The sequence below is a fragment of the Streptococcus raffinosi genome (assembly GCF_030284685.1).
Classification (GTDB): Bacteria; Bacillota; Bacilli; order Lactobacillales; family Streptococcaceae; genus Streptococcus; species Streptococcus raffinosi.
The window spans coordinates 84,303-96,832 of record NZ_JASUZV010000003.1; the positions used below are offsets into that span (position 1 = coordinate 84,303).

Consider the following 12,530-nt stretch of genomic DNA (forward strand, 5'->3'; position numbering starts at 1 on the left):
GAGTACTTTGGGTGTCTTTTAGTGTCAATTCAGATGGCTTTCTTCTCTGAAAATTTTTCTGAATAGATTAGACATTTAGTGTGTTAAGTTTATAAAACTAAAAAAGAGCCTAAAAGCTCTTTTTTGATGAAATTTTAATATCCAGGCTCAAAGACTTCAATAATTTGAATAAGGTAGCCTTCATGGAAACCGACTCGGTAATCGACGTTTGGCAGCGTTTTAACCAAATCATTAAGCTCCTTATCCTTGCTAACGGAATCAGTTAGGACTGGTAGTTCAACAACAAAAAGTTGGGAATGGTCCATTTGTAGATAGCTACTATGTATCTTGGTATCAGGACGGAGTTGTTTGAGAACAGCTTTGTCTGAGGCCTGAAGAAGTTGGTACAAATCTAAGTCTGATAAAGGAACTTCTCCAAATTTTGGACTAATATTGATCGTGATATCAATATGAGCTGACCTCGTCCCTACAATACGATTAGAAAGAAAACTAGCTAAGATAGGATTAGTCAGCTGATTCAATTTTTCTTGAGTTTCTGGGCTACTAATGATGGAATTACTCGTTTTATAAATCTCAAGTAAATCTTTAGCTTTTGTGGCATCATCAGCCTTTAAAGCTACTGAGACATCCTTCAGATTTTTTTGTAAAGCTCTGAAAATTTTTGTTTTTGGGTGATAATTTGGATTAGGGCTTTGTTGTAGTTAGTCATAGTCCCTAGCAATTTAAAACGTTCTCTGTCCAATCTTTTGATGAACTGTGAGTGGACGGCTTCGTTCCAATTGTAAAAATCCCATAGGAGAAGGGCGAGGTAAAGCATCAAAACGATGATACTATTTGAACTCACTCTAAATACCATTTCAAATAAGTTCTGGGGGTCATTCGTAGTTGGAAGAACGCTATTAAGACCATGGATGACTGTGAAAAAGACGTAATAAACAGCGAGAAAAGTGGTACTACACAACCAATTACGTCTCGCCCAGTATTCATCGAGTTTGCTCATCTGATCTAAATCAATAGCGAAAATCTTAAGGATCAGAAAGATGATAAGAGGAGCTAAAAAGTAAGTCAGAATATGTAGGTTATTATCAAGACTCACATCTCCATTGATATGTAGGACATGAGGCAATATGACGATTGAAAGCAATCGCGTTGCAACATCAAAGAGAATAGTTGGATAAAAAGCAAAAAGAAGTCGATGATAAAAGGAGCGTTCTCTAACAAGAGCCAAGTCAACAACTAGAAAGAAAAGAGGGTCTACAATGATTTTGACAAGGTTGAAGTAAGATGCCCCAGCAACGTAAGAGAGGAAAATGAGAAAGAGGTGCCCAGGTAATGGTTTAACCTTAGACATGATTTGATAAAGGTACCAGATAGAAATAAAACTAATGGCCTGCAGGAGAGGATTGATAATATTAGTAATCATGATAACCTCCTTTGGTCATGTCAATTTCAATTTGTAGACGATAAATGCCAGCACGTGTATTTGAAATAATGTTAACATTTGGATAATTGACCAGAATGTGGGTGACACGTTTTAATTCTGGGTCGCTAAAATCAGAAGTAATCGGTGAATCTTCTTTTGTGCTTGAGCTTTCAACGACAAAGTGCTGACTGTCCTCGTCTTTAAAATAGGCAAAGCTAAGGTATTTTTGTCTACTGTCTCTTGCTTGGTCAATGACATGATCTAAGATAGTCGATAAGATATAAACCCAGTCTAAGGGATAAATAGGATAGACAGTGATTGGTTCGGGAATTTCCATACTAACCCAGACATCTAGTTCTTTAGCCTTTAAAAATTTAGCTTCAAAAAGCGCCTGCAAGTCAGCTAATTTTATGTTTTCAAGCTTATTTCTGTAGAATCGGTCAATCTTTTTATCTAAAGGGTTTGGTGTTAGCAAATAATCTATAAGTTCCTCAGCTTCGTCGTTTTGTTGGAAGCGAATGAGGTCATAGAGATTTTCAGCTTCATCCTTGATAAAAAGTTCTTGGCTAGTCTTTTTTTGATACCAAATATTGATGTTTTGACTTGATTTTTGCAGAAGGTCTATATGCACCTCCTGAGCAGCCCTTGTTTGGGCTTTTAATTCTTTTCTATAGAGGGTAACTTGTTTAGATAGAATTAAAGCCGTAGCAATAAGGAAGAAAAGAGTGAGTTGGATATTATTCGTAATCAATTCCGAAATAAAGTAAATGACTGCTAGACTATAAAGTGCGACTGACGTAGATCTGTACCATGGTCTGGCAGAATCAATTTGCTTTAAGCGATTATAATCGACTTGTAGAAGAGCATTCTGAGCAAACCAAAGTAAGAAGGCTAAGAAAAGGATTAAGAAGCCAGCGAAATTGTAATCTAAGACAAAAGGAAAAAAGATTGGAATAATGAGGGAAATCACAAGCCTTACCATTAGGGCAAAGGTAAATGGTATAAAGAAGGATTCCAAGATGGTATGTCTAAGATTTTTGAAGGATTTGACAGAATGAAGGAATACAAGCGCTATAAAACCTGATTTTGGGAAGAGAATACCTAAAAAGCTGAAAGTCATAATCGCCACTCCAGCTAAAAAGAGAACCCAGTATCTTACGGGTCTATGCGTGGTTAATTTGAAGATAACAATTTGTAATATAAAAGCTGTACATGCCGTAAGCCCGTGAACAATGGCATCACTCAATATAATATAATCTCCTATTCGGGTAAAATCTATTCAATTATATCATACCCCTTGGAAAAATAGCATACGAATTGCCTATTAGTGACAGTTATGTAAGGCTTTTCATTTTTCAAGCATATTTCTTGCCCATAAAGTTTTTTTCCCCTATTCTAGATGTATAGAAAAAATTCGATAGAGGAGATCGATATGATAAAACTTTCTAAAGAGACACATCTTGAGATGTTCACTAAAATGGAACGTATCCGTGAATTTGATTCACGTATTAATAAATTGGTTCGTCGTGGTTTTGTTCAAGGGATGACTCACTTTTCAGTTGGTGAAGAAGCCGCTAACGTTGGGGCTGTTCAACACTTGAGCTACGATGATATTTTCTTTTCAAACCACCGTGGTCATGGACAATCTATTGCTCAAGACATGGACTTGAACAAAATGATGGCCGAACTAGCTGGTAAGGCAACGGGTGTTTCAAAGGGCCGTGGTGGCTCAATGCACTTGGCTGACTTCGAAAAAGGTAACTATGGTACCAATGGTATCGTTGGTGGTGGCTATGCCCTTGCTGTAGGCGCAGCCCTCACGCAACAATATAAAGAAACTGGAAATATCGTTGTTGCCTTTTCAGGAGATGGTGCTACTAATGAAGGCTCTTTCCACGAGTCAGTCAATATGGCTTCTGCTTGGAAATTGCCAGTAATTTTCTTCATCATTAACAACCGTTATGGTATCTCAATGGATATTCATAGAGCTACCAACACTCCTCATTTGTATACACGTGCGGAAGCCTATGGTATTCCAGGTTTCTACTGTCAGGATGGTAATGATGTCATGGCAGTCTACGAAACAATGGGCAAGGCTGTGGAACATGTTCGTGGTGGAAATGGTCCTGCTATCGTTGAGGTAGAGTCTTACCGTTGGTTTGGTCACTCCACTGCCGATGCTGGAGTTTATCGTACCAAGGAAGAGGTTGATGAGTGGAAGAACCATAACGATCCAATCATTAAATACCGTAACTATTTGGTTTCTGAAAAAATCGCAAGTGATGAGGAACTAGATGCTATTCAAAGCCAAGTTAAGGCACAAATCGATGCAGCGTATGAGTTTGCTCAAAATAGCCCAGATCCAGAACTTTCAATTGCCTTTGAAGATGTATGGGTAGACTAAAGAGAAAGGTTGAGGAATAACAAGTATGAGTGAAACAAAATTGATGGCCTTACGTGAGGCAGTAAACCTTGCCATGAGCGAGGAAATGCGTAAAGATGAAAATATATTCCTTATGGGTGAAGATGTTGGTATCTACGGCGGTGACTTTGGTACTTCAGTGGGGATGTTGGCTGAATTTGGTGAAAAACGTGTTAGAGATACGCCAATTTCAGAAGCAGCTATCGCTGGTGCTGCTGTTGGATCTGCCATCACAGGTCTTCGTCCGATTGTTGACTTGACTTTCATGGACTTCATCACAATTGCCCTTGACGCTATCGTTAATAACGGTGCAAAGAACAACTACATGTTTGGTGGTGGATTGAAGACACCTGTAACCTTCCGTGTGGCATCTGGTTCAGGGATTGGTTCTGCAGCACAGCACTCACAATCTCTTGAGTCATGGTTGACCCACATTCCAGGAATTAAAGTGGTTGCACCAGGGAATGCTAATGATGCTAAAGGCCTTTTGAAATCTGCTATTCAAGACAATAACATTGTTATCTTCATGGAACCTAAGGCACTTTACGGTAAGAAAGAAGAAGTAACACAAGATCCTGATTTCTACATCCCACTTGGAAAAGGTGAGATTAAACGTGAAGGTACTGATTTGACAATCGTATCATATGGTCGTATGTTGGAACGTGTTCTTAAGGCGGCTGAAGAAGTGGCTGAACAAGGTATTAATGTTGAGGTCGTTGACCCTCGTACCCTCGTTCCACTTGATAAGGAATTGATTTTCGACTCAGTTAAGAAAACTGGAAAATTGATGTTGGTAAATGATGCTTATAAGACTGGTGGCTTTATCGGCGAAATTGCTGCTATGGTTACTGAAAGTGAAGCATTTGATTACCTTGACCACCCAATTGTACGTTTGGCAAGTGAAGATGTGCCTGTACCTTATGCGCGTGTCTTGGAACAAGCGGTTCTTCCAGATGTTGAAAAGATTAAGGCTGCTATTATCAAGATGGCCAATAAAGGAAACTAACTTTCTAGCGACGGTTAAGTGATATGTCTCGCTAGTAAAATGTGTTTCTTGTTTTAACTGTGAGAGTATCGGAAAATATAATTTAAAGTAGAAAGGAGAGGGCGAACCAGAGGGTATAACTGAACCCGAGCGGAAAGCTTGGAAAATAGACCGTCCGTCTACGTCAGCAGGCTGACGTGTCGGACGCCTAATTTTCAGTCGCTTTCTGGTCGCTCTTGGTATCTTATAAATGGCTTTTGAGATTATTATGCCTAAGCTTGGTGTTGATATGCAGGAAGGCGAAATCATCGAGTGGAAGAAACAAGAGGGTGATGTGGTTAATGAGGGTGATATCCTTCTTGAAATCATGTCAGATAAGACGAACATGGAACTTGAAGCAGAAGATTCTGGTGTTCTTTTGAAGATTACTCGTCAGGCTGGTGAAACAGTTCCAGTAACTGAGGTAATTGGTTATATCGGAGCAGAAGGTGAAGTTGTGGCTGATAATGCTGCGAGCGCACCAGCTGCAGCAGCTGCACCGCAAGTTGAAGAAGTTGCTGTTGTGGAAACGCCTGCCGCTACGCCTCAACCACAAGTAGCTGTGGTTCATGAAGGTGGTAAGGTTCGTGCAACGCCTAAGGCTCGTAAGGTGGCGCGTGAGTTGGGCATTGACCTTGCTCAGGTTCCGGGAACTGGACCAAAAGGTCGGGTTCATGCAGATGACGTTGAGAACTTCAAAGGTGCTCAACCTAAGGTAACCCCATTAGCACGTAAGATTGCTGCAGACCTCGGTATTGATTTAGCGACCGTTTCTGGAACAGGCTTTGGTGGTAAGATTACTAAGGAAGATGTCCTTGCAATCAGTGCTCCAGCACAAGTTAAGGAAGCTGCTGCTGCACCTGCGGTTGAAGTTAAACCTGAAAAAGTCTTGCCAGAAGGTGTGGAAGTCATTCCAATGTCTGCTATGCGTAAGGCGATTTCTAAGGGAATGACGCATTCATACTTGACTGCACCAACATTTACTCTTAACTATGATGTGGACATGACTAACCTTATGGCTCTTCGTAAGCAAGTCCTTGATCCAATCATGAACAAGACTGGTATGAAGGTGACTTTCACTGATTTGATTGGTTTAGCAGTCGTTCGTACCCTTATGAAGGAGGAACACCGTTACCTCAATGCATCCTTGATTGATGATGCGCAAAATATCGAATTACATAAATTTGTTAATATCGGTATTGCCGTTGGTCTTGATGATGGTTTGATTGTGCCAGTTGTTCATGGTGCAGATAAGATGAGTTTGTCCGAGTTTGTTGTGGCCTCTAAGGATGTCATTAAAAAAGCTCAAGCTGGTAAATTGAAGGCTGCCGAAATGTCAGGTTCTACCTTCTCAATTACTAACTTGGGAATGTTTGGAACTAAATCATTTAATCCAATCATCAACCAACCAAACTCAGCTATCCTTGGTGTTTCAGCAACTATTCAGACACCTGTTGTTGTTGATGGTGAAGTTGTCGTGCGTCCAATTATGGGACTTTGCTTAACTATTGACCACCGTATTGTGGACGGTATGAATGGTGCCAAATTCATGGTTGATTTGAAGCATTTGATTGAAAATCCAATGGAATTGTTGATTTAAGTAAAATAAAATATCTGAAAACTGAAGTTTTGAAATAGAAAGGAGAGGGCGAACCAGAGGGCTCAACTGAACCCGAGCGGAAAGCTTGGAAAATAGACCGTCCGTCTACGTCAGCAGGCTGACGTGTCGGACACCTAATTTTCAGTCGCTTTCTGGTCGCTCTTGGTATCTTATAAATGGCTTTTGAGATTATTATGCCTAAGCTTGGTGTTGATATGCAGGAAGGCGAAATCATCGAGTGGAAGAAACAAGAGGGTGATGTGGTTAATGAGGGTGATATCCTTCTTGAAATCATGTCAGATAAGACGAACATGGAACTTGAAGCAGAAGATTCTGGTGTTCTTTTGAAGATTACTCGTCAGGCTGGTGAAACAGTTCCAGTAACTGAGGTAATTGGTTATATCGGAGCAGAAGGTGAAGTTGTGGCTGATAATGCTGCGAGCGCACCAGCTGCAGAAGCAACTGCTCAATTGGAATCAGCTGGACTTGAAGTTCCTAAAGCACCTGCCCAAGCTGCTCCAGTAGCTGCTGCAGAAAAAGCACCACTTGCTGACAATGAATACGATATTATTGTTGTTGGTGGTGGTCCTGCAGGATATTATTCTGCTATTCGTGGGGCACAACTTGGTGGTAAGGTTGCTATCATTGAAAAATCTGAATTTGGTGGAACATGTTTGAATAAAGGATGTATCCCAACTAAGACCTACCTTAAAAATGCAGAAATTCTTAATGGACTTAAGATTGCTGCAGGTCGTGGTATCAACCTAGCGTCAACAAACTACACTATCGATATGGATAAGACTGTTGACTTTAAGAACTCTGTCGTTAAGACACTTACTGGTGGTGTTCAAGGTCTTTTGAAGGCTAACAAAGTGACTATTTTCAACGGTCTTGGTCAAGTTAACCCAGATAAGACAGTTACAATCGGTTCAGAAACAATCAAGGGACGTAATATCATCCTTGCGACTGGATCAAAAGTTTCGCGTATCAATATCCCTGGCATTGATTCACAACTTGTGATGACATCTGACGATATTCTTGACTTGCGTGAGTTGCCTAAATCACTCGCTGTTATGGGTGGTGGTGTCGTTGGTATCGAGCTTGGTCTTGTTTATGCTTCATACGGTGTGGATGTAACCGTTGTTGAGATGGCTGACCGCATTATCCCTGCTATGGATAAAGAAGTATCACTTGAACTTCAAAAAATCCTTGCTAAGAAGGGTATGAAGATTATGACATCTGTCGGAGTTTCTGAGATTGTAGAAGCTAACAACCAATTGACCCTTAAACTTAATAATGGTGAAGAGATTGTAGCTGACCGTGCCCTTCTTTCTATCGGACGTGTTCCTCAGTTGGATGGTCTTGAAAATCTTAACCTTGAACTCGACCGTGGTCGTATCAAAGTTAATGCTTACCAAGAAACATCTATTCCAGGAATCTATGCTCCAGGTGATGTCAATGGAACCAAGATGCTCGCTCACGCTGCCTACCGTATGGGTGAAGTTGCGGCTGAAAATGCTATGCATGGTAACGTTCGTAAGGCTCACCTTGACTACACACCAGCTGCTGTATACACACACCCAGAAGTTGCGATGTGTGGTATTACTGAAGAAGAAGCACGCGCTAAATACGGTGACGTTCTGATTGGTAAATCAAGCTTTGCTGGTAACGGACGTGCCATTGCTTCCAACGAAGCTCAAGGTTTTGTTAAAGTCGTTGCAGATGCGAAGTACCATGAAATCCTTGGTGTTCACATTATTGGTCCGGCTGCAGCCGAATTGATTAACGAAGCATCAACTATTATGGAAAATGAATTGACTGTAGATGAGCTCTTGCAATCTATCCATGGTCACCCAACTTTCTCTGAAAATATGTATGAAGCTTTTGCTGACGTACTTGGAGAAGCTATCCATAACCCACCAAAACGTAAATAAGATAAATGAAAAAAATTCTCGGACAAAGGTTCGGGGATTTTTTCATACATTTTCATTTGTATTTATTTGAAAAAATTGTTACGGATTTTCAATAGTTTTGTAGAAAAATACGAATAATAAGTTAAAGAGTTTTCTATCAAGAGAGAAAGTTTGTTTATAATTTTATAATATTTCTATTTTATTTAGAAGATTTTTAATAATAACCTTTTCACGAGAGTTTTTCTGTGGTAAAATGGTTCAAGTATTACAAATGCAAAAGGAAAGTTAAATGCGAACGAAAGATTTTATCTACTATGCTAGTGCGGCTGTTCTCTTGGCTGTCACTACTCAGGTTGCTCAAGCTGATGAAGTGGCAACACAAACACCTTCTATTACTGAAGGAAACCACTATCAACCTGCGACTGCAGCAGAAATTTTTGGTGGTGAAGCGTCACTTACTGAAACACCAAGCTCAACTGTTTCAGCCCCTGCTTCTGTAGCAACAAGTGAAGTGCCAAAAGCTAACACTCCAGCAGTCTCTACAGTTGTTGCTAAACAAAGTTCGGAAGTGTCTAGTGTGGCTGTAACCTCAACTGCATCAACATCTGTAGCTAACTCAACAACGATTGTTACGTCTACATCAACAGCGATTTCAAACGCTAGCTCTGAGAGTGTGACCGCTTCTGCACATTCAACAGCTTCTGAGGCCCCTAACAACGCTGTTGCCACACCTGCTAAATTAACGAATTCTTCGGATGTCTCTTCGACAAATCTTAGGGTTCAGCCTAAGACTTTTATTGATGTTAGCAGCCATAACGGTGATATCAGTGTAGAAGATTACCGTGCTCTTGCCCGCCAAGGTGTGGGTGGTGTCGTCGTTAAATTGACTGAAGACACTTGGTACAATAATCCCAAAGCTCCATCACAGGTTCGCAATGCTCAAATCGCAGGCCTCCAAGTATCGACTTATCATTTTTCTCGATACACAACTGAGGAAGAAGCACGTGCAGAGGCTCGCTTCTATATCGAAGCAGCACAAAGACTTAACCTTCCAAAGAGAACTGTTATGGTTAATGACTTTGAAGATTCCAACATGCTTCCAAACATCAACCGTAATACCCAAGCCTGGGTTAATGAAATGCGTAAGTATGGCTATAACAACTTGATGTTCTACACAAGTGCCAGCTGGTTGGATGAAAACAATCTAGGTTACAGAGGTCCAGTTTCAACCTCTCAATTTGGTCTTGAAAACTTCTGGGTTGCTCAATATCCATCAACAACACTTACAGCTACAAGTGCTAAGAATATGCGCTATAACGGTAAAACTGGTGCATGGCAGTTCTCAGCGACGGCTAATCTTTTGCCAGGAAAACATGTCTTTGACCAAAGTGTTGATTATACTGGGCGATTTACAGCTAATGTCGGTGTTGAGGCAGATCCTACTCAAGGTGATTTGAGTGGTCTTATCTCGATTGTCAATAACAACCCAATTCTAGGTAGCTTTGATGTTGTCATTTCTAATGTCAAGGCACCAAATGGTGTTGAGACTGTAAAAGTGCCTATCTGGTCAGAAGTTGATGGTCAGGATGATATTATTTGGTATACGGCTGACCGTCAAAGCAATGGAGCTTATACTGTCAATGTGAAAGCTTCAGCTCATAAAAACACAACAGGTCTCTATAATGTTCATCTTTACTATGTTCAGAAAGACGGACAATTGACTGGTGTGGGGGGAACGACAACGCAAGTCTTCATTGGTAAGACACCTGAGCAGTTGAAACCTAAAGCAAGTTTTGCTATTGAGAATAACAATGCCCAAAATGGTACATTTGATGCTGTCATCACTAATATCACAGCACCTTTGGGTGTTAAGGATGTTTTGGTGCCATCATGGAGCCTTGAAAACGGTCAAGACGACCTTATTTGGCATAAGGCAACTAAACAAAGCGATGGTAGCTATCGTGTAACCATTAAGGCAAGTGAGCATAAGGGCAATAAAGGTAATTATCGTGCGGATGCTTATATTGTAGATAACTCTAACAATCGTCACTATATTTCAGAAAAAGTAGTATCGGTTGACTATGCACGTCCAAGTGGTGTCCTTTCGATTGAAAACAACAATACAGCAGCAGGTACTTTTGATGCAGTTGTTCGTAACATTGTTGCTCCTACAGGTTTAAAAGAAGTTCTTGTTCCTTCATGGAGTTTAGCTGGTGGTCAGGACGACCTTATCTGGCATAAGGCAACTCGTCAAGCTGACGGCTCTTACCGTGTGACGATTAAGGCAACAGACCATAAGAATTCAACTGGTAAATACCGTGCCGATGCTTATATTGTAGATGACTCAAACAATCGCTTCTACCTTACTGAAAAAGTGGTAGAAGTTACTCAAACTCGTCCTACTGCAAGTCTCATTATTGAAAACAATAATGTTGAATTGGGAACTTTTGATGCAGTTGTTCGTAATATTTCTGCTCCAAATGGTGTTAAGGAAGTCTTAGTGCCATCATGGAGTCTTGTGAACGGTCAAGATGACCTTATCTGGCACAAAGCGACTCGCCAATCAGATGGTAGTTATCGTGTCACTATCAAGTCTAATGAACACAAGAATTCGCTTGGCAATTATCGTGCTGACCTTTATATCGTAGATAACACTAACAAACGCTACTATGTCACTGAAACGGTGGTAGACGTTAAACATAACAAACCAGTTGGTACGATTTCAGTAGTCAACAATAATAAGGATACTGGAACATTTGATGTCATTATCAGTGATGTCTATAGCCCTAAAGGTATCCGTACTGTTCAAGTGCCTATCTGGTCTGAAAAAGACGGACAAGATGATATTCGTTGGTATGAAGCAACACGTCAAGCTAATGGCACTTATACGGTAAATGTTCAAGCTACTAACCACAAAAATTCAACAGGTTTGTACAATATTCATTTGTACTACATTTTAAATGATGGGGCACAAGTTGGTGTAGGAGGGACAACGACAACAGTTGAATTCCGTAATGCTAAGACTAAAACGCAAACCTATATCACTAATGTTAATTCAGAAGCTGGTAGCTTCACTGTAGTGGTAGATCAGGCACCTCAAGGGCGTCAAATTCAGAAAATTCGAGTGGCGGTTTGGTCTGAGAGCAACCAAGGAAACCTTTCTTGGTACGATGCTACACCGACTGGAACACATACAGAGGTCAATGTTTCTACAGTCAATCACAAGAATCTTGCTGGAAATTACACGACTCATGTTTATGTTGATTATACAGATAATACAGTAGAAGGTTTTAACCTTGGTCAAACGTCACTTTCTCCACGTAATCGTCGTGTTGAGCCACAAACGACTTATTATTCTCAACGTGACCCTCGCTGGGCTTCTAAGTGGTATGGTGTCAGCAACATGGACCAATCTGGTTGTGTCCCAACATCATTGGCGATGACTTTTACAGATATCTTGGGAACAACTGTAGCACCAACAACTGTAGCAGATTACTTGTATTACAATACAAATTCATTCAATAAAACATCAGTTGCTGGTACTGATGCGGAAGGTATTGTCTCAGCAAGTAAAAACTGGGGGCTTAAGAGTAACATGCTTTCAAGCATCTCTAGTATTGCTTCTGCTTTGTTATCCGGTCAACACGTTCTTGCTGCGGTAGGAGCAAGTCAGTTTATCAACTATCCATATACGCATGAAATTGTTCTTCATGGCTATGATAATGGTAAAACTTATGTACGTGATCCATTTAATGCTGCAAATAATGGCTGGTATTCTTTGGATTACATTCATGGTGTTAAGAGTACAGATCCAATGGACACTAAACTTGGTGCACCATTCTTCTCAATCTTTGCTTAGTTTATTAAATGAAAAGTCTTCAGAAGTGAATTTCTGTGGGCTTTTTATCGTTCCTATTGTATATTCTTGGAACTATATCAATCAATTGTCAAAATCTTTTATTTTGTATTTAATTCCTTGTTATTATGATGAATATTAGATTAATTAACCTGAATTGAGTAGTCTTTTATTTGAAAAACACTTATTCTTTTTTCATTTTTGTTATTTTTTTAGAGAATTATCACTTTTCCTCTATTCGTAAGACAGTTTCTGTGGTAAAATGATTGACGTATAAAAAAGTGTTAAAGGA

General features: G+C 40.1%; 8 protein-coding genes. 5 read left to right on the forward strand and 3 right to left on the reverse strand.

Annotated elements, in window-relative coordinates:
- Positions 1 to 134 precede the first annotated feature (134 nt).
- From QRD39_RS02985 to QRD39_RS02995, 3 genes are all read right to left on the reverse strand, one after another.
- Positions 135 to 521 (reverse strand): hypothetical protein, encoded by a 387-nt coding sequence (locus tag QRD39_RS02985; RefSeq protein WP_285955613.1) that lies wholly within the window; start codon positions 519 to 521, stop codon positions 135 to 137.
- 110 nt (positions 522 to 631) lie between these two features.
- Entirely contained in the window at positions 632 to 1,423 is a 792-nt protein-coding gene (locus QRD39_RS02990; RefSeq protein ID WP_285955614.1) for a hypothetical protein, read from the reverse strand.
- The gene (locus QRD39_RS02995) at positions 1,413 to 2,669 is read right to left on the reverse strand and encodes a histidine kinase (RefSeq protein WP_021151900.1); all 1,257 of its coding nucleotides are present in this window, start codon (positions 2,667 to 2,669) and stop codon (positions 1,413 to 1,415) included. The genes QRD39_RS02990 and QRD39_RS02995 overlap by 11 nt, the downstream gene beginning before the upstream one ends.
- 186 nt (positions 2,670 to 2,855) lie before the next feature.
- On the opposite strand from QRD39_RS02995, the gene QRD39_RS03000 reads away from it, so the two are divergent.
- The 5 genes from QRD39_RS03000 to QRD39_RS03020 all read left to right on the forward strand — a co-directional run bounded on the left by QRD39_RS03000 (position 2,856) and on the right by QRD39_RS03020 (position 12,241).
- Positions 2,856 to 3,827, forward strand: coding sequence for a thiamine pyrophosphate-dependent dehydrogenase E1 component subunit alpha (locus QRD39_RS03000; RefSeq protein WP_008534604.1), 972 nt, complete (start codon positions 2,856 to 2,858; stop codon positions 3,825 to 3,827).
- 25 nt (positions 3,828 to 3,852) lie between these two features.
- Positions 3,853 to 4,851 (forward strand): alpha-ketoacid dehydrogenase subunit beta, encoded by a 999-nt coding sequence (locus QRD39_RS03005; RefSeq protein ID WP_002888870.1) that lies wholly within the window; start codon positions 3,853 to 3,855, stop codon positions 4,849 to 4,851.
- A gap of 229 nt (positions 4,852 to 5,080) precedes the next feature.
- The gene (locus QRD39_RS03010; RefSeq protein ID WP_285955615.1) at positions 5,081 to 6,469 is read left to right on the forward strand and encodes a dihydrolipoamide acetyltransferase; all 1,389 of its coding nucleotides are present in this window, start codon (positions 5,081 to 5,083) and stop codon (positions 6,467 to 6,469) included.
- A 176-nt stretch (positions 6,470 to 6,645) separates the two neighbouring features.
- Positions 6,646 to 8,403, forward strand: coding sequence for a dihydrolipoyl dehydrogenase (lpdA, locus tag QRD39_RS03015; protein ID WP_021151898.1), 1,758 nt, complete (start codon positions 6,646 to 6,648; stop codon positions 8,401 to 8,403).
- Between the two features lie 268 nt (positions 8,404 to 8,671).
- A complete protein-coding gene (locus tag QRD39_RS03020; protein WP_285955616.1) occupies positions 8,672 to 12,241 on the forward strand; it encodes a GBS Bsp-like repeat-containing protein in 3,570 nt (1,189 codons plus the stop codon).
- The last annotated feature ends 289 nt before the right edge of the window (positions 12,242 to 12,530 follow it).